The sequence below is a fragment of the Paenibacillus sp. GCM10027630 genome, assembly GCF_042676305.1.
GTDB lineage: Bacteria > Bacillota > Bacilli > Paenibacillales > NBRC-103111 > Paenibacillus_S.
This window is the reverse complement of the sequence record NZ_JBHTGY010000053.1, coordinates 1-22857: the sequence shown is the minus strand read 5'-3', so window position 1 is coordinate 22857 and position 22857 is coordinate 1. Positions and strand designations below refer to the sequence as shown.

20 protein-coding genes are annotated in these 22857 nt (G+C 45.7%); 3 read left to right on the top strand and 17 right to left on the bottom strand.

The genetic code is table 11. From position 1 onward, the window contains the following. Nucleotides 1-610 precede the first annotated feature (610 nt). From ACFQ0C_RS25655 to ACFQ0C_RS25620, 8 genes are all read right to left on the bottom strand, one after another. Nucleotides 611-1582: a substrate-binding domain-containing protein gene (locus tag ACFQ0C_RS25655; protein ID WP_379370816.1), complete on the bottom strand. Its 972-nt coding sequence runs from the start codon at nucleotides 1580-1582 to the stop codon at nucleotides 611-613. Beyond that, complete coding sequence (locus ACFQ0C_RS25650; protein ID WP_379370814.1) at nucleotides 1579-3357, bottom strand: cache domain-containing sensor histidine kinase; 1779 nt, start codon at nucleotides 3355-3357, stop codon at nucleotides 1579-1581. Before ACFQ0C_RS25650 ends, ACFQ0C_RS25655 begins: the two co-directional genes overlap by 4 nt. Beyond that, nucleotides 3354-4970, bottom strand: coding sequence for a response regulator (locus tag ACFQ0C_RS25645; RefSeq protein WP_379370812.1), 1617 nt, complete (start codon nucleotides 4968-4970; stop codon nucleotides 3354-3356). Before ACFQ0C_RS25645 ends, ACFQ0C_RS25650 begins: the two co-directional genes overlap by 4 nt. 193 nt (nucleotides 4971-5163) lie before the next feature. Then, the gene (locus ACFQ0C_RS25640) at nucleotides 5164-6207 is read right to left on the bottom strand and encodes an ABC transporter substrate-binding protein (RefSeq protein WP_379370810.1); all 1044 of its coding nucleotides are present in this window, start codon (nucleotides 6205-6207) and stop codon (nucleotides 5164-5166) included. 150 nt (nucleotides 6208-6357) lie between these two features. Continuing rightward, on the bottom strand, nucleotides 6358-7347 hold the full coding sequence (locus ACFQ0C_RS25635) for an ABC transporter permease (protein WP_379370808.1): 990 nt from the start codon (nucleotides 7345-7347) through the stop codon (nucleotides 6358-6360). A gap of 15 nt (nucleotides 7348-7362) precedes the next feature. Next, nucleotides 7363-8862 carry a sugar ABC transporter ATP-binding protein gene (locus tag ACFQ0C_RS25630; protein WP_379370806.1) on the bottom strand — a complete coding sequence of 500 codons (1500 nt, stop codon included), beginning with the start codon at nucleotides 8860-8862 and terminating at the stop codon, nucleotides 7363-7365. A 537-nt stretch (nucleotides 8863-9399) separates the two neighbouring features. Continuing rightward, complete coding sequence (locus ACFQ0C_RS25625; RefSeq protein WP_379370804.1) at nucleotides 9400-10590, bottom strand: MFS transporter; 1191 nt, start codon at nucleotides 10588-10590, stop codon at nucleotides 9400-9402. Nucleotides 10591-10600: 10 nt separating this feature from the next. Continuing rightward, nucleotides 10601-11098 carry an ADP-heptose synthase gene (locus tag ACFQ0C_RS25620; RefSeq protein WP_258214711.1) on the bottom strand — a complete coding sequence of 166 codons (498 nt, stop codon included), beginning with the start codon at nucleotides 11096-11098 and terminating at the stop codon, nucleotides 10601-10603. 225 nt (nucleotides 11099-11323) lie between these two features. Between ACFQ0C_RS25620 and ACFQ0C_RS25615 the strand changes: the two genes are divergently transcribed. Further along, a complete protein-coding gene (locus ACFQ0C_RS25615; RefSeq protein WP_258214712.1) occupies nucleotides 11324-11662 on the top strand; it encodes a hypothetical protein in 339 nt (112 codons plus the stop codon). Nucleotides 11663-11820: 158 nt separating this feature from the next. Here ACFQ0C_RS25615 and ACFQ0C_RS25610 read toward each other — a convergent pair whose 3' ends face one another. The 5 genes from ACFQ0C_RS25610 to ACFQ0C_RS25590 all read right to left on the bottom strand — a co-directional run bounded on the left by ACFQ0C_RS25610 (nucleotide 11821) and on the right by ACFQ0C_RS25590 (nucleotide 16593). Next, nucleotides 11821-12021 carry a hypothetical protein gene (locus tag ACFQ0C_RS25610; RefSeq protein WP_379370801.1) on the bottom strand — a complete coding sequence of 67 codons (201 nt, stop codon included), beginning with the start codon at nucleotides 12019-12021 and terminating at the stop codon, nucleotides 11821-11823. Nucleotides 12022-12222: 201 nt separating this feature from the next. Further along, nucleotides 12223-13011, bottom strand: coding sequence for a DeoR/GlpR family DNA-binding transcription regulator (locus ACFQ0C_RS25605; RefSeq protein ID WP_379370799.1), 789 nt, complete (start codon nucleotides 13009-13011; stop codon nucleotides 12223-12225). A gap of 145 nt (nucleotides 13012-13156) precedes the next feature. Beyond that, on the bottom strand, nucleotides 13157-14200 hold the full coding sequence (locus ACFQ0C_RS25600) for a galactitol-1-phosphate 5-dehydrogenase (protein ID WP_379370797.1): 1044 nt from the start codon (nucleotides 14198-14200) through the stop codon (nucleotides 13157-13159). Between the two features lie 5 nt (nucleotides 14201-14205). Next, nucleotides 14206-15720, bottom strand: a complete 1515-nt coding sequence (locus ACFQ0C_RS25595) for a xylulokinase (RefSeq protein ID WP_379370795.1) — start codon at nucleotides 15718-15720, stop codon at nucleotides 14206-14208. An 18-nt stretch (nucleotides 15721-15738) separates the two neighbouring features. After that, nucleotides 15739-16593: a class II fructose-bisphosphate aldolase gene (locus ACFQ0C_RS25590; protein WP_379370793.1), complete on the bottom strand. Its 855-nt coding sequence runs from the start codon at nucleotides 16591-16593 to the stop codon at nucleotides 15739-15741. A 213-nt stretch (nucleotides 16594-16806) separates the two neighbouring features. On the opposite strand from ACFQ0C_RS25590, the gene ACFQ0C_RS25585 reads away from it, so the two are divergent. After that, on the top strand, nucleotides 16807-17526 hold the full coding sequence (locus tag ACFQ0C_RS25585; protein WP_379370791.1) for an HNH endonuclease: 720 nt from the start codon (nucleotides 16807-16809) through the stop codon (nucleotides 17524-17526). A 74-nt stretch (nucleotides 17527-17600) separates the two neighbouring features. Here the strand turns inward: ACFQ0C_RS25585 and ACFQ0C_RS25580 are convergent, their stop codons facing one another. After that, nucleotides 17601-18359, bottom strand: a complete 759-nt coding sequence (locus ACFQ0C_RS25580) for a PHP-associated domain-containing protein (protein WP_379370789.1) — start codon at nucleotides 18357-18359, stop codon at nucleotides 17601-17603. Between the two features lie 54 nt (nucleotides 18360-18413). On the opposite strand from ACFQ0C_RS25580, the gene ACFQ0C_RS25575 reads away from it, so the two are divergent. Next, complete coding sequence (locus ACFQ0C_RS25575) at nucleotides 18414-19253, top strand: MurR/RpiR family transcriptional regulator (protein WP_379370787.1); 840 nt, start codon at nucleotides 18414-18416, stop codon at nucleotides 19251-19253. A gap of 1 nt (nucleotide 19254) precedes the next feature. On the opposite strand, the gene ACFQ0C_RS25570 is transcribed toward ACFQ0C_RS25575, so the two are convergent. From ACFQ0C_RS25570 to ACFQ0C_RS25560, 3 genes are read right to left on the bottom strand one after another with little or no spacing between them, the layout of a single operon-like run. Then, on the bottom strand, nucleotides 19255-20355 hold the full coding sequence (locus tag ACFQ0C_RS25570; RefSeq protein WP_379370785.1) for an ABC transporter ATP-binding protein: 1101 nt from the start codon (nucleotides 20353-20355) through the stop codon (nucleotides 19255-19257). Between the two features lies 1 nt (nucleotide 20356). Beyond that, nucleotides 20357-21532 (bottom strand): ABC transporter permease, encoded by a 1176-nt coding sequence (locus tag ACFQ0C_RS25565; protein ID WP_379370783.1) that lies wholly within the window; start codon nucleotides 21530-21532, stop codon nucleotides 20357-20359. After that, nucleotides 21532-22386, bottom strand: coding sequence for an extracellular solute-binding protein (locus ACFQ0C_RS25560; protein ID WP_379370781.1), 855 nt, complete (start codon nucleotides 22384-22386; stop codon nucleotides 21532-21534). Before ACFQ0C_RS25560 ends, ACFQ0C_RS25565 begins: the two co-directional genes overlap by 1 nt. Nucleotides 22387-22857: the final 471 nt, after the last annotated feature.

Sequence of the window (22857 nt, the reverse complement as noted above, 5' to 3'; positions counted from 1 at the left end):
ATTACTTATTACTTACCCCTTCATCCCTTCATGGCCTTATGTAAGGATAAATGGCCTCATTTTGTTTGTCGGTTGGTCCGTTTGTTGATTGTTTGTCGGTTGGCCGGTTCGTTAATTGTTTGTCGGTTGGTCCGTTCGTTGATTGTTTATCGGTTGGTCCGTTCGTTGATTATTTGTCGGTTGGTCGGTTCGTTGATTGTTTCTCGGTTGGCTGGTTCGTTGATTGTTTCTCGGTTGGTCCGTTCGTTCGTTGATTGTTTCTCGGTTGGTCGGTTCGTTGATTGTTTGTCAGTTGGGCGGTTAGTCGGTCGGTCAGTCAGTTGGTTGGACGATCGCTTGGGCGGTTCGTTGATTGTTTGTCGGTTGGTCCGTTCGTTGATTGGACAGTCGCTTGGTTGGTCGGTTGATCGGTCGGTTGGTCTGCTGGTTGACCAGTTGGTTTGTCAGTTGGTTTGTCAGTTGGTTTGTCAGTTGGTTTGTCAGTTGGTTTGTCAGTTGCTTAGTCTGTCGATTGAACGATCGCTCGGCTAGTCGATTAGTCGGTCAAACAGTCGATCGGGCCGTTGGTGGGAAAGCGTTCGGAAAGACCTCCCACACGAATGTATCCTCCCTACTTATCAACAAAAGGGAACAGCAGCTTTTGATTTTCATGCGTATACATGTCTTTCTTGGTAATCACTTCAGATCCCGTGTCTATCCTCGTGCTGACCCTCTCTCCATTAATAACCTGAACCGCTGTTTTAATGGCGAGATAGCCCATATTAAACGGTTTTTGAATTACAGTGGCATGTAAGATCCCTTCCTCCAGAAAGGAAATTTCGTCCATCGAGTTGTCGAAGCCGATTAACGGAATCTGCATGCCTGCTTCCTTTATTGCTTTGGCAGCACCAACAGTGGATGGCTCATTAAGTCCGACAATCCCTCCAATTCTCGGATGGGTTAGCAGCAGCTTTTTTGTAACGGCATACGCCTTTTCCTCGGAAGCATCACTGTAATATGTATCCAGAACCTGGAGATCATCCGAATCCTTCAGGCTATCTCTTACCCCTCTTTCTCTCTCCATTGCAGGAGCCGAGCCTTTTACAAAATTAATAACAGCGATAGTAGCACCCGGTTCAATCCGCCTCTTGAGTGCTTGCCCCACCTTCTGGCCTGCTGCATAGTTATCAGTGGCAATGAAGCTGGCTGACAAATCGCCCATCAGATCGGAATCAACGGTAATTAGCTTTATTCCGGCATTGACAATCTTTTGTGCGACAGGAACAATTCTATTATAATCAGTTGCTGCCAGTATAATAGCCTTAGGCTTATCCACTATCGCTTGCTCCAATAAACGAATTTGACCGTCAATATCGTCTTCAGTCGAGGTGCCTACAACCTTTACTTCAGCACCGTATTCTTTGGCGGCGGCAAACACGCCCTGGTTCATAACCTGCCAAAACTCTGTTTTTTGACCAACAGCTTTTGGAACGAACAAGATAGGCTTGTTTTTCTCGGAGTACCCCCCGGATGATGTCTGATAGGTCAGGATTGAAGCAGCGATGATGACAACAGCAAATGCAAGACCCGCAAGCCTTCTCATTGCCCATCCTCTCCTTCCCAAATTGCCGGAATTCGCAGAATCGCTGTTGTGCCCTCTTCCTGCTCGCTTTCAAACTCCAAGCCATAAGGATCACCGAAATACAGCTGAACCCGTTGATTTACATTATGCAGACCCACTCCTTTGCCGCCCTCCGTTAAGTTAACATTTGACAACAACGTCTTGACCTTCTCGGACTCCATCCCAATTCCATCGTCAATGACTTTAAGAATAACGACACCGTTTGATTGTTGCCCGGTAATACGTATATGACCCGTATCGACTTTATGCTTGATTCCGTGATAAATCGCATTTTCGACCAAGGGCTGGAGAACGATTTTCAATATTTTGCAGTTAAGAATAGAAGGATCTACTTCAATCGTATACGAAAACTTATTGCGGTAACGAATATTTTGGATGGTCAAATAATTACGGATATGCTCCAGCTCAACGGAGATTGGCACCAGCTCCTCCCCTTTACTGATACTGGAACGCAGCAGCTTGGACAAGGCCGAGGTCATCTTGACCACATCCTCCATCTTGGACATCTCCGCCATCCAAATAATCGAATCCAGCGTGTTATATAGAAAATGCGGTTGGATTTGCGCCTGCAGCGCCTTGAGCTCACTGATTCGTTTTGTTTCCTGCTCATATACAATCTGATTCATTAAATCTTTGATTTTGCCAATCATCAGGTTAAAGGTACGCGCCAGCTTCCCGATTTCATTAGTGCTTTCGATTGCCGCCCGGATATTAAAATCCCCTTTTTCCACCTGCTTCATATGAGCATCCAGCTTCTTGATCGGTTTGGTTAAAGTGAAAGATAGTAGGATGGATATAGCAAGGGCAATGATGAGACATACAAAGCCCCACAACGCTGAGGAAAATTGGATTTCACGCTTGTTGCTTACTAATTCATCGAGATAAGTGACGCCTACGATTTTCCAGCCGAAGCTCGTTGTGCGAATGGTATACATTTTCCGCTCGCTGCCTTCGCCTATAATGATCGAGCTATCCTGTGAGCTGAGAATCATTGGTATGTTCTCGCTTTTCAACTGCGTGTAAATGATCTGCTGCTGTGGATGATAGATCAAATCGCCGGCCGGATCCAGGATAAAGATGTAGCCTCTTTGCCCGAGTCGAATTTGTTTGCATAAGTCATTGATCAGGTTATAATTCAGATCGACCAGAAGCACTCCCGTTCGCCCATCTCCTGCGTTCCCCATCAGCTGCCGACTGATCGATACGACCCAGGTATATTCATTGCGGAACACATGCTGCACATGAGAGGAGGAGATAGCGACCCGCCCCTGCGCAAGCTGAGCCTCCTTGAACCATTCCTGCTCCGTCAGCTCCCCATAGGACTTGAGCTTTCCAGAGGCTCGATCCGATACCGCCCTGCCATTGGAGCCTACAAATAGGATGGAAGCGATATCATTTCTGGAAGCGACTATAGATCGAAAATAATTTCCTAGCTGCCTCTCCAGCGCAATTCCCTCATTCGTGTTTGGATCATATAGCGATAAATACCGCAGAAGATCGCCATTGCTAAGCGCAAGCGCAGAGATGCTCTCCATATTTCCAATATAGGTTTGAATGTTCGTATTGACCTGTTCGATGAGTTCTGTTGTATACTCCAAGGAATTTTTAGTTACTGCATCCGCCGACAGCCGATAAGAATTATAGCTTAAGATAGCTGTCGTACAAAGAATCAGACAGGAAAATGCGATGGCAATATTCGTATGAATGCTTTTGAATGAGAAGCTCCAAAACTTCATAGAGAGAGATTTCCCTTCTGCGCCAATCGATATTCTTTGGGAGTCAGCCCGGTATGCCTTTTAAAAATGACACTGAAATACTGCGGATCCCCATAGCCTACTCTCGATGCAATATCATAGGTTTTCAGGTGGGTAACCGCCATTAGCTCCTTGGCCTTCTCCAGCCGGACCCGGGTCAAATATTCAACGAAGGTTAATCCTGTATGCTGCTTGAACAATGCACTAAAATAACTGATACTCATGAAAATATGGCTGCACACCTGATTTAACGAAAAGTCTTCATCACTATAATTCTCACGTATGTAAGCCTCAGCCTGCTTCATCTGAGATTCGGTTACATCCGTTCTTCTTTCGGATAAATAACTGATGATATGATGGCAAATGCCTTCGAGCCACAGCTTCGCATCATCCAATGTTCTCATGCCAGCTATGTGCTGGAACGGATTGCTTCCAAATACCTCCGCATTGTCGAAGCCGGTTTCCACCACCAGATTCATTAACGAAGCGATTAGCTTATGGATCGATCCATAGCAGTTCTCAACCGAGGAATAAGAATGCTTCATCTCCTCTATACCATCACTCAGCACAATCGATACCTGCTGACTGTTGCCCGTCTTCATGGTGGCTAACAGCTTTCTCTCCCAAGCATCGTAGCCTGCTTTATCGACTCCTTTTCCATACTCCAAATCATTGATGGATATAATCCTGTTTTTTCCCAGCAGAAACCGGTAATCCAGCGCTGACAGAGCACCCTGGAACGACTTGGAGATAGATGAAAGCTCCGTACATACCCGCCCGATGCCGATGGATACGGTCAGCCTCAAATATTTTTGTACGCTGTGCCTGGCATGCTCCGCCAAGGTTTGCGCCTGCATCTCAATTTCCTCAAACTTCCCAGGAAAGATCACAGCGATCTTATCATCACGCGTTCGGAAAACAATCCCTCCGCTTTCCTTCTCGAAAATTTCCTGCATAATATTAAAAGCAGCGAACCGCAGCAGCTCTGCTTCCGCATCTCCACTCATGAGCGTATCGCGAATATATCCATCGATATCCCCTACTAGCGCAACATAAGCAGGACCGCTCAATGACAGCTGAAAATAGTTGAATTTGCGTTCAACCTCTTCCTTTTTTATTACCGTGGCAGCCAGTCGCTCCAGAAATCTTTCCTTTAACAGGGGAAGGCTTTGATTAAGCTGCAGCTGCAAATGGCTTAGGTCCTCCCTCTTCTGGCGCTGCGCATCCAGCTCCTGCTTCAGTGTTAACAGAAAGCTTGTGAATTCCTGAGAATTAATGGGCTTCAACAAATAATCCTTCACCTTCAGCTTGATAGCCTGCTTCGCATATTCAAAATCCTCGAACCCGGTAACAATGACAACTACAATATCCCTGTATTGCTCCGCGACTTGCCGAGCCAGCTCCAAACCATCCATAAACGGCATGCATATATCGGTTATGATCACATCCGGCTGCAGCGATTGGATAGAATCCAGTGCGTCACGCCCATTTTCAAAAGCGCCAGCCAGTTCAAAGCCGCATGCACTCCAATCGGTCTTCAGCTCAATGCCCTCTCTTACTTCATCTTCATCGTCAACTATGATGATCTTATACATGTGCGCTGCCCCTCGGGATAAGTTTATAGATACAAAGTTATGGTGACTGAAAAATCAAGCAGAGCTATTCATCGCTGCGACTTCTACATTCATCATACACAGACCGCCGTTCATTGAGCAATACAAACTTAGTAATAAATGGAAATGCAAAAAGAGCATGGGATTTTCATCTCACAGCTCTTTTGGCTGACCCTTAATTGTACAGAAGCGGCTTAATCTGATCGGAATCAATGTTAGACTTATCATACCAATGGAAGCCTGTATCGATGTTTTTCTTTACCGCTTCACCTTTAATAGCTTGCACCGCTGCCTTAACGGACCAGTAACCAATGCCAATCGGATCTTGCGTGATGGCCCCCGCCATCTTGCCGCTGCGAACTGCATCGATTTGTTGCTTACCTGAGTCGTACCCAATAACGACTATTTTATCCTTCTTCGATTCGGTCACTGCATTCAGAACCCCGATAGCCGAGCCCTCGTTAGCACCGAAAAACCCTTTAACATTCGGATGCGCCTGGATAATCGCCTTGGCCAGGTCGGTCGATTTCAGCTGATCGCCGCCGCCGTACTGAATATCAACAATTTTGATATTAGGATATTTCTCTTTAACCCGGTTAACGAACCCATCGCGACGGTCGATTCCAGTGCGGCTCGTTTGGTCATGCACAACCAACGCTACCTCACCCTCGTTGCCTATGAGCACTGCCATTTTATCGGCAGCCAAGCCAGCAGCAGCAGCATTATCGGTAGCCGCAGTTGTGATCGGAATATCGCTATCCACACCGGAGTCGAAACCTACCACTGGGATATTCGCCGCTTTGGCCTTCTGCAGCAGAGGGACTGCCGCTTTACTATCGAGGGCAGCAAATGCGATAGCTTTCGGATTTTTACCCAATGCCGCTTGCAGCATCTCGATTTGTTTGTCTACTTGGGATTCGGTCTCAGGCCCCTCAAATGTAATCTCCACCTGAAACTCCTTGGCTGCCTTTTCAGCCCCCTGCTTAACAGCTTGCCAAAATTGATGCTGAAAGCCTTTGGAAATGACCGGAATGTAAATTTTATCCGTCTTTTTCGCATCGGGAGCCGGCGCTGGTGCAGCTGTCGTTGGAGCAGCCGCTCCGCCTGTCTGCGACTTTGGTGCCGCCGGTGCCGGGTTGCTCGCTCCGCAAGCACTGAATACCGTCGTTGCAAGCAGCATTAATGCAGCGGTAAACATGAACCTTTTACTTGTTTTCAAATGGATCGCCCCTAACTATGAATTTGATATAATAGTTAACTCCTTGAATAAGGAGGAAAAACCTACTGATGCGGATTCCAAAAGTCGATTTTCAGCAACAAGAATGCCGATGCTGTAAGAAGGTGAAGCATGAGGCTTTTTGAACATGCACTACTGTTTGCGACGGCGCAAAATATCCGCATAAACGGCCACAATAACGACAAGTCCTACAATCACTGTTTGCCATTCCTGCTTCACTGACAAGATGCGCAGCCCATTCGTCAGCACACTCATAATGAGAGCACCGATAACCGTCCCGAGAATCGAGCCCTTTCCTCCGCTTAACGATGTGCCGCCGATAACTACAGCAGCGATGGCTTCCAGCTCATATCCCTGCCCCAATGCCGGCTGAGCTGAATTCAGCCGTGAGGCCATCATGACACCGGCAATACCGCTGAAAACACCGGTTAAGGTGTAAATAACAACTTTCCAGTAGTTGGTGTTAACACCGGAGAGACGGGTTGCTTCTTCGTTGCTGCCAAGCGCAAAATTATAGCGTCCGATAATTGTTTTGGACAAAATAATGCTGGCAATTATCGCAACCACGAAGAAGATTAGGACGGCATTAGGAATTTCCAGGCCCGGTATAATATAGCTAATAACCGAACCCATGGAAATCTTATCAAAGCCGGGAGTATCGTTGAAATAAATAGGCTTCGTTCCGGATATTACAAGCGATAATCCCTTCGTTATCATCATCATCGCCAAGGTCGCGATAAATGGAGGAATCTTCATCTTGGCAACCGCCAGACCACTAATGATTCCGCAAACCGCACCCGTTGCAATGCCGCCCACAATGCCCAGAGGCATAGGCAGATGCCACACCGTGATAATGACACCCGTCATTACGGAGGAGAAGGTCATTACGGTACCGACCGCCAAGTCGATGCCGGAGGTAATGATGACGAAGGTGGAGCCTAAGGCCAGCACACCGATCACAGCCGTAGAGAGCATAATGCCGATAATGTTATCGAATTGAAAAAAGTTGCTCGATGACACTGAGAAAATGACAACGAGTATAATCAAGCTGGCAAAAGCCAATATTTTTTGCGTAGCCCCTGTTTTAATCGTTGCTTGTGATTTAAGCACGGATAATTTCATGACTCGGCCATCCCCCTATTTATGTATGGTTGCATATTTCATAATGGCTTCCTGTGTTGCTTCCTGGCTGCTCAGCTCTCCTGTTATTCTGCCTTCGCACATAACCAGAATCCGGTGGCTCATGCGCAATATTTCCGGCAGCTCAGAAGAGATCATAATAATGGACTTACCTTGAGATGCCAACTCATCGAGCAGCTTGTAAATCTCGCTTTTTGCCCCTACATCAATGCCTCTTGTTGGTTCATCAAAAATCAGAATGTCGCAATTTCGCACCAGCCACTTGCTGATAACCACCTTCTGCTGATTGCCCCCTGAAAGGTATTTTACATATTGATCCACGCTTGGCGTTTTCACCTTCAAGGCCTCAACAAAATGCTCGGCAGTCTGCTGGATGCTGCTGTCCTTCATCCAACCCGATCTCCGTCTGAATTTACGGTAAAAGGAAATGGCCATGTTCGTTTTCACATCCATCTCCACCATGAGCCCGAATCGTTTGCGATCCTCGGACAGGTAGCCTATCCCATGCTTTACGGCATCATGAGGATGTTTAATCCGTACCTTCCGGCCGAACACCTGGATCTCTCCCGAATCAAACGGGTCAGCTCCAAATACAGCACGCGCCACCTCTGTACGTCCCGCTCCCATCAAACCTGCAAAGCCGAGTATTTCCCCTTTTTTCAAGTGAAAGCTAATATCCTTCAATGTAGAGCCTTGATTGAGATGGCTTACCTCAAGCACCTTTTCACTGTCAGCCTTATCCACCGCAGGCTTGGCGGCATTATAAATGTCCCTCCCCACCATCATGGAAATAATCTGATCAATGGATACTTCAGCGGTTTGGACCGTATCAATGTAACAGCCGTCTCTCATGACGGTAATGCGATCGGTAATCCGCTTCAATTCCTCCATTCGGTGAGAGATATAAACGATCCCTACACCGTTGTCTCGCAGCTGCTGTATAATCCGAAACAGCTCATCAATCTCAGCGTCCGTTAGCGCAGCCGTAGGTTCATCCATGATCAGCACCTCGGAGTTATAAGATAGCGCTTTCGCAATTTCAACCATTTGCTGCTTAGCTACCGTTAGCTCTGACACCAGCATGCGTGGATCCAACTGCAGATTCATCCGGTCAAAGAGCAGCTGCACTTGTTTATTAAGCGACTTTTCATCCAAAAATAGCTTGAAAGGTTGACGCGGCTCCCTACCGATAAAAATATTTTGCGCTATCGTTAGATCAGGCATCAGATTAAGCTCTTGATGAATAATGCTGATACCTAATTTTTGTGCTGCCCTCGTATGGGGGATTTCCACTTCCTCCCCTTTGTAGAGAATGCGGCCTCCATCTTTCTGGTAGACTCCTGTCAGCACCTTCATAAGCGTTGATTTACCTGCGCCATTCTCACCTACCAGCGCATGAACCTCCCCGCCTGCCAATTCGAACCGACATTGATCAAGTGCGTGAACACCTAGGAAATGCTTATCGATACCTTCCATGTAAACCAGCGTTTCGCCCATCCTGTCACACCTCGGATCGTTATTTAATGCTAATTGTATATCCGAATCCCAAGGGAAAGAATGGAAAAACTTCTTTAAAAAAGTAGAAAAATCTCCGAATACGGGGAAATCTTATTATGCATATTCTACGTCCCGTTACTCATAGCTAGTGGAAGCATTTGTTCCTTTATCATAGAAAAAACGCAAAAAACAGAGCTTTAAAGGAACCGCCAGTTCCCTTATCTCTCTGTTTGTGTTCATTATGCTCCCATTCTCCCCCAATAACGGAATTCTGCCTTCCGCTATCTCCTTAAAATGGAGGCGGAAGATGGAATAACGGAAGTTTTGTTCCGTGTGTGCGTGGTGGAAGGGAATTCGATGTGCGGATATGTCAAAAAAAGACGCCATTCACGATAATCACGTGTTCAGCGCCTTTCCTTTACCTATACAAGTCTAATTCGAAATACTTCGAAGAAGCTATACTTGCTGTTCCGTCCCTTGCTTCTTCGTCCCTTGCTTCTTCACCCCTTGCTGCTCCATCCCTTGCTTCTTCGTCCCCTACTTTTCCACTCCGTCCATCTGACGAGCAAATGCTTCCGCACCTTTTTGCGAAAAGAAAGGGATGAGGAACGCACAACCAAGGGCGAATCCAAGCAATGCGATGAATATCCCGCCCTTCAAATCCTGAACAAACAGTATTAGAATCAACATCATAATCCGCGTAATATTTAGACACCATTCTCTCCAAAGCAAGATTCTCGCCTGCTCAATCGAGGTGTGTCGGCTAATAATGCGGAATTGATCGCTGTTCCAGACGGTTCCAAAATAGAATAGCCCCACTGTCGTTAATATGTTGGACAATACCAGAAAAACAGAATGCTGCAGCAGAGCCACCAGAAAGCCTACGGCTATAGCGATCATTCCGACCTTCAGCCATATGCCCCCTTTAATATTCAGCCTCCGATGCAGCACCATAGCTATAATTGCCGAAACAGCATAGAGCACGTTCAACAAGGCGATAACCAATTTGTCACTGGAAACGGAAAACGTAAAAATGATAGCAAACAAACCTTGAAACTGCAAAAATACCCCCGCCGCTAAACACGAAGGGACCATCCACCGAATTGCAGGATAGGAAAACACAGTTGAAAACCGCATATTTTGAAATAACGGCTGCTTTTCCCCAGCTAACGTTATAGGCGGAATCATAAACGATACCGTCATAAGTATGGCTACAAACACAAACATGAGTAGAAAAGAACCCGAATATCCAATCCATTTTATAATAAGAGCAAACACAACCGGATTTACGATGGATATCGTTTGACCGATAATAGTCGCGATTGAAAAGTACACCTCAAAATCCTTGCCTTTGCCAAAAGCCGACAACGTAATATTTTGCGAAGCTGCATAAAATCCCCACATAATGCCAACCGGAACAGCAATAATAGCTATCCATAATAATCGATTATCCAATGTGAGCGAAGTAAGCAGCAAAAACGTCAAAGCCCCGCATAGAGCCGTCATTCGAATAAGTACACGAGTCGTGTAAATCGTCAGCAGCTTCGACCCAATCGCAAAAGCCAAGCTCCAAGTCATGAACAAGATCAGGTTAAACCACGTAACATCAAATATGCTGTGCCCTTGCTCCCAAATATATAAATTCACAAAAATACCGATATAGTTAAATATAATATTGGAGGAGGCGTTCATTAGAAGCACTTTTCGAATGGGGGCTGTGATCTGCATGATGATCTATTCAATCTCCCTCGACTGCATATTCGAAATCATCCATATCATACACTTGCACGGGAACCTCTGCCTCAATCAGTCTATCCACAAACTCCGGCTGGTCCGTAAGCATAGGTACCTTCTCATGAAGGGAGGTCAATATAAGATCCGTTTCTATCGGGTCGAACTGTTCTCCATATTCCGCATTCTCCACTGCATAAATAATAGTAAGAGTTACTTTACTGTTCAATGGCAGAGGCGAGCTTTTGGCCCAAGGAACGGACAGTGCGCGCTCAATCTTTTTGCGGTTAAACGGCTCTTCCGTCATGTTGATAAGCTCGTTAATCTTCGTCCGCACATGGATTTCATCATCCGACTCCGGCATAATAGGCTCCTTGCTCTCTCTTAGCTCGTACAGCTCCTGTATAGTTGAATAGGGAACAAGATACTCCACATCCCTATCCGGAACTAGCATCTCTCCATAAATAGCAAGCATAACTGCCTCTATGACCAAACGTCTGCGCACTACCACACACCCCTTACGAAATCAATATATGCAATAATTCCCGCCGATTTCCTTCTGTTCATTGGGACTCATATTCATCATAGATGCTGAAAGTTTTTTAATCAACTAAAACCATACATCCAAACCCAAAAAGAAAAATTTATATTTCACTATTGCATTTCTGATAATTCCTAGTATAATACTCGGTATAAGAACACTACTAAATTTCGAACGGAGATGCTGATAATGATTTCTTCTACTTCAAAACAAATATCCTTATTGTGGGTAGACGATTATCTGGATCTCTATAACTATGCTCGCAAGCTTGGCGACACCGAATGGCAGCAGCAGATTTTGCAGACGTTAAGTAATAAAGACACCCATATTCAGCATGAATTGCAAGAAACGCTTCAATATAACCTATGGAGAATGTTCGATATGATTAATGGTAAGATGTTGGAGATTTACGAACAGCTTCGGAAGAGTAAAGATAGCAGTCAGATCGAAACTTTGAGGGAACAGGTTTGGGAGCTGAGGAATCAGAGGGTTGTTATTTCGAGAAGGATTAAAGAAATACGTATATAAAATAGAATGGCATGCAGTGATCCGCTCTGCCAGTGGCATGGTTCTATAAAGCAGTTGGGCTGCTTTATTGGCGATAAAACATAATGCATGCAAACAAATGCTCTGCATAGAACCGGCATATTCATTTTGGTCAATGAACATGCTGTATGTAGCTTGAATTACATCGAAGTTTGTTTCATTTCACGCATCATAGTCATCATCATAGTCATCATTTCATCGCATTCTTGCATTTTGGACATCATCATGTTCATATCCATGTTTTCCATCATGTTCATTTCCATCATTTTGTCCATCATCATCTTCATGCTTTTCATCTTGCACATCATGTCTTCCATACACATACCCATCATCATTTCCATGCACATTTTCTCCACGGTCGATTCCACCTCTTTGATTATCAATAGTATAGTACGTACAATTACTACTCTTGTACATTACTATATCCACTTGGAAAATTCAAGCATTTTATTGCTTTCCTTATTTTCATATGCTATAATCTTATACCCTTATAAAACGATAGGAATTATTTTTAATTCCTACCCATATCCTCAACTAATCTTTCACGCAAGTATAACTCGGATTCCTTTCTCACGAAGCTGGTCAATGACACCGGACGGAGCATCCCTATCCGTAATTACAGTATCAATCTTATCTATGTTAACAATACGATAAAAAGCGACTTTATTGAATTTACTGGAGTCCAGCAGCGCAACCACATGCTCGGCATGATCGATAATTCCCCGGACCACTCTGGCCTCTTCCATGCTTGGAGTCGTTAAGCCCTGATCTATGCTGAATCCATTAGCTCCAATAAACGCATATTCCACATATACGCCATCCAAAGCTTTCTCTGCTGTTTCTCCGACAAGCGCAAACGTATGGGGACGAATATGGCCGCCAGTCAAAAAAACTTGAATACTGTCAAGTCCCATCATGGCTGTAGCTATGTTAATGGCATTGGTAACGACTGTCAATGATGTTCGATCCTTAATCCGTGATGTCATACGACTAATCGTCGTGCCTGTCGACAACGCTATCGTCATTCCATCCTTAATAAATTTGGCGGCTTCTTCGGCAATCGCCGATTTTTCCGCTGTAAATTTATCCTCCTTCTCTACAAAAGAGGGCTCCAGGAACAAATGCTCATTAACTACGGCGCCACCGTGGCTTCGAAGGAGCAGCTTGTCGCGCTCCAGCTTCTCCAAATCTTTGCGAATCGTGACTTCCGAAACCTTCAGCTCTGAGCTCAGAAACGAAACATCCGCGCTCTTATGATGCTTCAAATAGTTGATAATGAATTGATGCCTTTCCAAACCTCTCATCTTGCGGCCCACGTGCTCTGTTTCCATTAAGGCTCCCTCACAAATCTATATTTTCGTTTCGTTATATTCCGATTGATTTCGTTATCACAGTAGTATAAAGAATTTGCACTGAAAAGACAATTGGCTGATTGGTGAGGAAGACTTTGGATTATTGGTAATTCAACTTAAATGTTCAACGGTTGAGCAGCATGATTTTACCTTTCACTGCACCGGGTTTTCGATATAAGTCGAAAGCTTCGCTGATCTGATCCAGCTCCAATCTGCTAAATACGATATCTTTGAAATTCAGTTGGCCTTTACGCAAAAAATGAAGCGTGGTTTCCCATTCCTTTCCTGGAAAAGGTGCGCTATAAGACATCCATGAGCCTGTCAGCGTAAATTCTTTGCGATTCATCTGCTCAAACTGTTTATGCGAAAATGTTAAATCACGCACAGGGGTCCCAACGAAGCAAACCTTCGCTTTATTTGAAGCTAACTCAAAGCTCTGTCTCATGGTTATGTCGGAGCCTGCGGTTTCCATGACCACACCAAAGCCTTTACCGCCTGTGATGCTCTTCCATTTATCCTCGGACCCAGAATTCAGCGAGTTAATGACATGATCAGCTCCCAATAATTGGGCTGTTTTCAATCTCTGTTCATCAATATCGAATACCGTAACCTCTCTTGCTCCCAAAATTTTGGCCCATTGCAGAACGAGCAAACCAATATTGCCGCCACCCAGAATGGCCACATGCTCTCCGCCTTGAAACTGGATTAACTGCAAGGCATGCAGAGCTACTGCCGATGGTTCCACCAATGCAGCCTCTTCAAAGCTTACATCCTCACCGAACAGGATCGCATTGTCTTCAGGAATCGCAACATATTCCGCCCAGCTTCCATTGACTCTGGAGCCAATAAAGGAATAATGCTTGCATTGAGCGTAATTGCCGCTGCGGCAATCATCACATTGCCTGCAAGGCTTGAGCGGTACTCCTACGACTCTGTCGCCTACTTTCACTCGGGTAACTCCGCTGCCTATCTGGTCTACGACCCCGGCAAATTCATGTCCCAGCACGATAGGATAATGATGAGCTGCTTCTCCCAGAACCCTCGGCAAATCAGAGCCGCATATTCCCGTTGCTTTCACCTTCACTAAGATTTCATGGGATTCCAAGTCAGGAATATCAATATCTTCTACACGTATATCATTAGGCGCATACAATACGGCTGCTTTCATAAGGTTCACCCTCCCATCCTCGGAAATAAATCTTGCAGTCTGCTATACGTTTCCAGATAAATATCATAAACCGTCCGGTATATTTGCTGATTATCCGAATTAGGCATTTGCTCGCGGCTCATACGTACAGTCCTCGCCACCGCATCTTCATAATTCCGGTAAATTCCGGTTCCCACACCCGCCAAGATGGCTGCACCCAACGTAGTTGCAGAGTCGGACGAAGAGACCTTGAATGTTTTCTCCGTCACATCCGCCTTAATTTGAGTCCAAAGCGCACTGTTAGCTGCGCCCCCGGTGCTGTGCAAGATGTTAATCCGGGCTCCACTCTCCTCAGCAGTCCTAAGATTGTGCTGCAAAGCGAAAGCACAGCCTTCCATAATGGCCCGAGCCATATGCCCTCTTGTTTTTTCATAGGATAAGCCGATGAATACACCCTTGGCCTCGGGGTCCCAGATTGGCGAACGCTCCCCTGCCATATAGGGAAGGAACACGAGCCCTTCACTGCCTGCCCGAATACGCATGGCTTCTTCATTAACTTGCTGGAAGAACTGCCCCGAATCCTTGCTTTCACCAGCAAATTCTCGCCTCAGCCAGTTCAAGCTGCCGCCTCCTACCGTTCCCCCCTGCAGAATCCACATATCTTTTACGACATGACAGCTAAGTATCAGCTTCTTGTTCTTGATAGGCTGGTCCATCACAATGCTCATACCACCAGCCTGGCCTCCTTGCTCCTGAACCTCTCCAACATGGATGGCGCCGGCACCCAGCGTAGCGCAAGCTGCGTCCAGTCCACCTGCCACAACGGGCGTTCCAACGGCCAAGCCGGTTACCGAAGCTGCAAGAGCGGTCACTCCGCCCACTATATCACTGCATTCATAAATAGATGGAAGCAGCTCTGGGGCTATCCCCATTTGCTCAGCAAGATTATAATCCCATGACTTTGTTCCAATATTAAAAGCATGAAGACCATTGCCTTGCGACACATCCTGGGAATATTCCCCTGTCAGCTTATATACAATATAACTATTACACTGTAAAAATTTGGATGATTGTTTATAAGCTTCAGTCTCGTTCTGTTGAATCCAACGTATTTTACCCGTGACATAGGAAGGTGCCATCGGATTTCCGGAAACCTCAAACAGCCTATCCGGGCCGATCGTTTGTATTAATTGATCACATTGTGGGGCAGCCCTGCGGTCCAACCAAATGATGGCATTCCTCAATGGCTGTCCTTGTCGATCAACCGGAATTGCAGCCCCGCTCTGTCCATCGACCCCTATTCCCTTAATCTGATCGGGTAGTACGCCTGTTTGCTTAAACATAGCTTGAAGATTAACACATACTGCGCGCCACCAATCATCCGGATTTTGCTCCGCATGCCCGGGCTGCGGATAATGAGTTGGGTATGGCTCTGTTCCTTGAAATAGAACGGTACCTTCCGTATCGAACAGGGCGACCTTACAACCGGAAGTACCAATATCAATACCGACTAGATATGTGTTCGGAATGTTATTCGCCACCTTCTCAGCCCGCAGCAGCTAACCTTTATTAGTGCAGCCGCAAAGCTCCATCTTTTGTAACGCCAATTGTTTAACAACCGTTTTGGCAATAGACATGTAAGAGCGCGGGTCCAGATCATTCGGATGCTCGACAAAGAAACGCTGCAAAGAGTTCGTAAATGCGTTCTTTAACTCAGTCGCTACATTCATTTTGGCCATTCCTAACGCTACACATCGTTTCACCTGCGCTTCCGGGATTCCAGAGCCTCCGTGCAGCACGAGCGGCACTTCAACCCTACCTGCAATTGCCTCAATTCTTTGAAAATCAATATTCGGTTCGCCCTTGTATATACCATGTGCAGTACCTATGGCTGGCGCCAGTGTCGATACTCCCGTCAACTCAACAAAACGCTGGCACTCATCGGGATCTGCAAGAGATGCCATATCTTCATCAACATGTATATCGTCCTCAACACCGCCAACCTTGCCTAATTCAGCCTCCACATTCACATTCAATGCACGGGCTACCTCGACCACTTTTCTGGTCATCTCTACATTTCTCTCCAATGGGTGCATCGACTGATCAATCATAACTGAAGTGTAGCCAGCCCGAATGCATTGCATAATGAGCTCGAAGCTTTGACAATGGTCCAAATGAAGCGCAATCGGTATTCGCGCCTTTTCCGCCGCTGTTCGTGCCGCATTTGCAATATATTCAATGCCCAGATGCTTCACAGTGCCTACAGTCGTTTGCAAAATAAGCGGCGAATGGCTCTCTTCCGCGGCGTCAACTACGGCTTGCAGCATTTCTAACGTATGAACGTTAAAGGCTACAACCGCGTATCCTTGCTTTCTTGCCTGCTGCAGCATAGATGTGGATGATACTAATGCCATGAATCCTCCTGCCCTTCTGTAAAATGAAATTATTTAGATTCGTTTAGTTATTTTATTAGTTTCGTTTTCTTTCATTTATACAATATTTCTAATCAACCATTTTGTCAATGCCCGCTATTTTCACTGTTACGTGGCATGATTACTGAAAAAAAACATTTTGTTGTACAATAGAGTTAATCTATGCTGTAACAACACTTTTTTGAGGTGGTCATATTGGAGCAGAATCAGCAGGATTTAGCAAGCCAACCCGGTATGGAATCGGATAACCTAAGATATAAACAATGCACCAGCTGCAAAATGCCAAAGCTGCTTGCTGACTTTCTTCGCAGAACGGGCAAACGTTCAGGCAAAGAGTCTCGCCGCGGAACTTGCAAAGCTTGCCGCAAGCGGCTGAAGGACGCCAAAAGGTCACACGACCAGCGGCAAGAGCCGCAATCCTCGCCACCCAGGCGAATAGCTCACCGGCCGCTTCCTGCACCTCCGCCAAAACTGGGAGGACCCGACGCCTCCATACTTGTCCCAAACCGACAAGGCATCTTAAGGATGCGTGGGAGAACGGATAAAGGCCGTCGCTGGCAGCAGGAAACGGACCTGGAAACCGCCGTTACCCTTGTACGAGAGCATGCGGCCATCGTCATAAACCGCAATACCGTACTCCGCGTGTACAGCAATAAGACCTTTCGTCAGTATATATTGCAGCGCGACCAATACACCTGCTATTTCTGCGGAGAATACGGCGATACCATCGATCACCTGCTGCCCCGGGCGAAGGGTGGTCATACGACACCCGTTAATTGCGTATGCGCCTGTATGCTCTGTAATCAGAGTAAAGCAGACCTTAGCCTCGATGATTTTATGCTCTCCAAGGATGACACTACTCCGAAGCTTGACCCTAATATTGGCTTGCAAAAAGAACCTTCAAAACCGCTATAAAAGTGGTTGTGAAGGTTCTTTCTTTTACACATCTATGGGGGGATAGTCGGTATCGTTTATGGGAAAATGACGTATTAGCCGTTCTTCATGCTTGCTTTGATTACCTCTTTAACCATTGAAGCTGCCTTTACCTTGGTCGTCAAGCACGGGGAAATTTCCAGTTCATATTTACCTTTAAGAATGGTTTGCTTGAGCTGCGGGATAGTACTGCATTCCTCTTCAAGAACATTAATAACACTTCCAAACTGTAAAGGATGGTGGGTATCGCTTCCACCGACTACAGGCACGCCCAGCTTTTGGGCAAAATCGTTAACTTGCTCTTGCATAGCCGATATCCCGTATTTGTATAAATCCTTGGCGTTCAGATCAAAAAAATCGAACTGCCTAAGAATGTCTTCCGGCAAATGATGCAGCGGATTGGATTCCCGAAAAGGGTGAGCACCAATTTTGATCATATCGCTGACCCCATCCATTCGAAATAAATCAGCTACAGGGATAAAGCTTCCTTCCTCTTCATAACCGTACAACTGCTCACGGATCTTCCGCACGTCCTTCCGGTTTCCAATGAACAGAATATGCCCGCCTTCCTTCACATCAATCTCCATACCTGCAAACAGCTTAAAGCCGTCAATATCGTAATAGTCTTCATGATAAGCATACTTACTGTCAAGAAAGTCATAAATGTCAAAAAATCGCGTTGTATTAAAATGCTCCGTCAAGGTGATTGCCGTAAGCCCATTTTCCTTGGCTTCAAGTATGCTTTCTTGCAAATATTCCGGCGAGAACGTCACCTTCTTGGATAGCTTCACGTGGGTGTGGAAATCAATTTTCATTCTCTTCTCTCCTAGTTGTATGATATTATTATTTCAAGAAAGGGGGACATCCTCATGGACAAGCGTTTCAAATGGAATCTGGAAAATATGTCAGCCAATCAAAAAAAGATAGCTGATTTTATCGAAAAAAACGGAACCAGAATCGTTACTCTTACCGAGCAGGATATGGCTTCCGAGCTACAAATCAGCATTGCCTCCGTATCCCGATTTTGGAAAGCTGCCGGCTTCAAAAACCTCAAGGATTATAAGCTGTCCATCATTCATGAGAACGGGGATATTTCGCCTGCCAATAAGATTCAGAACCTGCTGAACAAAGTAGGCGCCGATGACTTGCCGGGTGATATGATCGATCTTAGTATTCAATATTTAAAAGAAACCTCCGCCCATCTTTCACGTGAGGACTTCAACCTGGCTGTCCAAGCGCTTAACCGCTCGCGCCATATACATATCTTCGCTCCCGGACCTTCCGAAGCGTTAGGCGATCTGCTGCAATTCAGACTTACCCGCTTCGGTTATGCAGCAACGACAACTCCAAAGAGCGGCCGCGAATTGTTCGAAGCTCTTGCCCACCTTCACAAGGAGGACACGGTTGTTATTTTCGGCTTTGTGAGAATGCTTGCCGAAACCGAAATACTTCTGCGCCATGCCAAAGAAACCGGTTATACAACTATATTAATAACGGACCAGCTTGTCTCCGATATGAATGCTTTAGCTGATATCGTTCTTTATTCATTCCGCGGCCAGATGTGGGAATTCCACTCTATGGTAGCGCCAATGGCGTTAGTCGAAAGCCTGGTTGTCGCTGCAGGGATGCATAACAAGGAAGCTACATTAAAGCAGCTGGAGCATTTCATTGCGCTGCGAAAGCAGTACAGCTCCTATATCCCCAATTAAGTTAAATGCGGTTTTTTGAAATTAATTTCTTGGACAGCTTGTCATACATATTGATTTTGTCGGCTGGGAAAGAAATCCATACTGTGCTGTCCATCTCGTAATCAACCTCCCCAATCGTCTTCGCCAACAAGCCCCTGTCGCCTTGCTGCAATTGGATCAAGGTTTCTGACCCCGCGGGCAGAACGGAATAAACCTGGCATGGAATCGCGCCCTCCGATGGCAGCCTGGAAATGTGAATATCTTCCGGCTTCAAGGCCAGCACAACTTCACCGCTCTGAGTGCCTTCATAGAAAAAGTCCAATTGGCCCAAGCTGGATGTCGTCCGCAGCATTCCTTCTGTCTCCACAGATCTCGCTTCAATCAAGTTGATGCTAGGATTCCCGATGAAATCAGCCGCTTGAAGCGTACCGGGATTCCTATATAAGCCTCGCGGCGTATCCACCTGCACAATCTTCCCGTCAAAAAACAGCGCAATCTTCGTTGACATTGTGAGCGCCTCTACCTGATCATGCGTCACATAAATGATCGTTGTCTTCATATCCCGATGCAATCTTTTCAACTCGGTTCTCATTTCGATCCTCAGCTTGGCATCCAAATTGGATAACGGCTCGTCCAGCAAAAGAATTTTCGGCTCTGTCACAATAGCTCTGGCAATGGCAACCCGCTGCTGCTGCCCTCCCGATAATTCGGAAGGATAGCGGTTTATAAGATCGCGGATACGCATTTTTTCAAGAGCAAGCTCTACCTTCTTCCGAATTTCTGCCTTAGGTATCTTCTTGACTTCAAGTCCGAAAGAAACATTATCGAAAATAGTCATATGCGGCCAAAGCGCATAGCTTTGAAATACCAAGCTCAATCCTCTTGCCGATGGAGCTGCATGGACATGCATTTCTCCATGGTCTACGATTTTTCCTTGAATGGTAACGATCCCCGATTCAGGTTTTTCCAAGCCCGCAATAATTCGCAGCGTTGTCGTTTTTCCGCAGCCCGATGGTCCCAGAAAGGTCATGAAATCGCCTTCCTCAACCTCCAGATTGATCTGCTTCAGCACATGGTTTTTATCAAAATATTGATTGACGTTGCTTAATTGAATGATGCTCATATCAGTTTCCAAGCCCTTTCGTCAGGTCTGCTTTTCCAAGTTTCGTAGCCAAAAAGTACATCATCATAATGATGACAATAATGATCGTAATAATGGCGTCGGTAAATTGAAAATATCCTTTTTCCGCATACCAAAATGTAAGGGTCGTCAGCGTTCCCGTCGTCGGAGTAACCAGTAAAATAATTAAGTCCATCTCCTTCATTACGCCTATGAATACGAGCAAAAAGCTGCTGATCAGACTTTTTCTACTGAGTGGAAGCAGGATTTTGGAAAACCTGCGGAACCAGGAAGCTCCCTGAATAACGGCGGCCTCCTCCAGCTCTCCTCCGACCTGAAGCATAGCGCTATTGCCGGCACGGGTTGTAAAAGGCAGCTCCTTAACTATGGAGATCAAAATTATCAGCGTAAGCGTACCGTATAAGGCCGGCAAAAATAATATAGGTTTGGCAAACATCGAAATATAAATAGCTGCCAGGCTAATGCCCGGTATTAGATAAGGTAAAAATGAAATCTGTTCAATCCAGCGTGCAATCAAAAGCTTCCTTCCTCTGGATATAACATAGCCAAGCAGCAAACCAAATAGTGCCGCTATAATCGAGGAAATGAGAGCAATTTTCAGCGAGTTAATTAACGCCAGATACATCGCATTATTACGCAGCACACCTGGCTCCCCAGAGGCAATCTTGAAATTAGATTCCCCGGTCCAATAATGCAAGGTCAGATTGCTGAAGCTGTAGTTTCCGTCCTTTAACATAAAGGTTTGCCACAGCAGCAAGATTAATGGAAACACACCGATGACCAGCATGAACAGCAGCGTGCCGCCCGCTACCGGCACTCGCCATTTGCCAAGAGGAGTCAGCGTCTTCCTGCCGTCCTTGCCGCCGATAGTGACGAAGCTTTTTCTTTTCCCTATCATCCTCTGGTTGAAATAGATCGTGACCATCGAAATAAACATGAGAATCAGACTTAATACATAAGCTTCGGTCGTCATTCTGTTTCTCATCGCGCTGTAAAGCATGGTCGCAATGGTGTAATATTCAACAGGCAGCCCCAATAAAGCAGGTACGCCAAAAGATCCCATCGCCTTGGTAAACGTAAGAATCAATGCGGAAAGAATAGCCGGCAGCACCAGCGGGAACGTAATTTCCCTTAAAATTGTCAGACGGCTTGCTCCCATTATACTGGCACCGCAACTCCTACAGCCTGGCTTTTTGTCCCGGCTTTACCGATTGCATCCAGCACATCGCCGCTGCCTTTAAGGACAACAGGTTTATTTTCTCTAAGACGTTTAATAAATTCGTAGCCTGCATTTTCTGTTCCGTGCAGTTCAATTTCTTTACCGAATTTATCTTTATATGCCTTTTTCATGTCATCGCTATTAACTACCATCCCTGTGAACAAATCCATAAAAGCAGGCGAGCTGAGCGGGTCAACCAAGTATACTTTGCCTGTCCATTCCGGTGTCGTCAAATCCCACCAGCTTGAGACAGGAGCAGCTTTGTAAGCTTCCGTATTGTAGTACAAGGTTCTCATTTCCAAATAGTTGGCGTACCCGTCCTTCGTGCGAAAAGGTTCATCTACATTCGGTGCGATATCCTCAGGCAAATATTTGTACACTCGACCCGGCTTGACCATCTCCTCACCAACAGCGCCGCTGACTTCCTTGGTAATAATCACATCGGCGTTAAATAAGCCCGCATCCTGCTCTTTAATGAGCTTATCCATCAAATCATTAGACTTCAGCTTGAACACTTCGACCGTAATGCCCGGATACTTGGCTTCAAATGTTTTCTTGGCATCGTTGGCGCGTGCGGAAGGAGAATAGACAACCACTTTCCCTTCCTTCTTAGCTTTTTCATAAAGCTCATCCGGTGTCTCTGTCTTGCTTAACCCGAACAGCTTCAATTCTTTCCCAGCTTGTGCAGGGACAGCTCCCCCTTGTGACCCAGTGGACCCGCAAGCGGTAAGCGACATGGATATAGCAGCAACCAGCAGCATGGACATTTGGGTAAATCGCAATGATTTTTTCATTAGAATGATTACCTCCTATAGCTTCATGAAGGCAATTATACCGATCAACTATTTGAGGAGTGTAAACTTGGTATTGAAGTTTTGTAAATTTTATTACATATATTTTTTTTTGTAATTTAATTTACGTATTTTTATTAGTGTCCGCAGCCTATTCGCGATGCTGATCTGGCGCATGGCGCAATATTGAAAATAAACGCAAAGGTGATTGGATGAAATGGAATTGGAACAGAGTCCTCCCAGGATTAACGGGAAATCCTCACGCTAATATCGGGCCACGCAGACAAATTACCCAAATAACAGGAAATCATCCTGTTAATCCCATCATATACGCCGTTTTTTCACCATAAGAGCTTCATTAGATGGAGCTTTTCCACTAGCGTTGCATCAGACCTTACACATCATCAACTTAGTAAATCATTGTGTGAAAATTCACAAAGTTTTTCCATGACATAGTTAAAACACAACCCCACC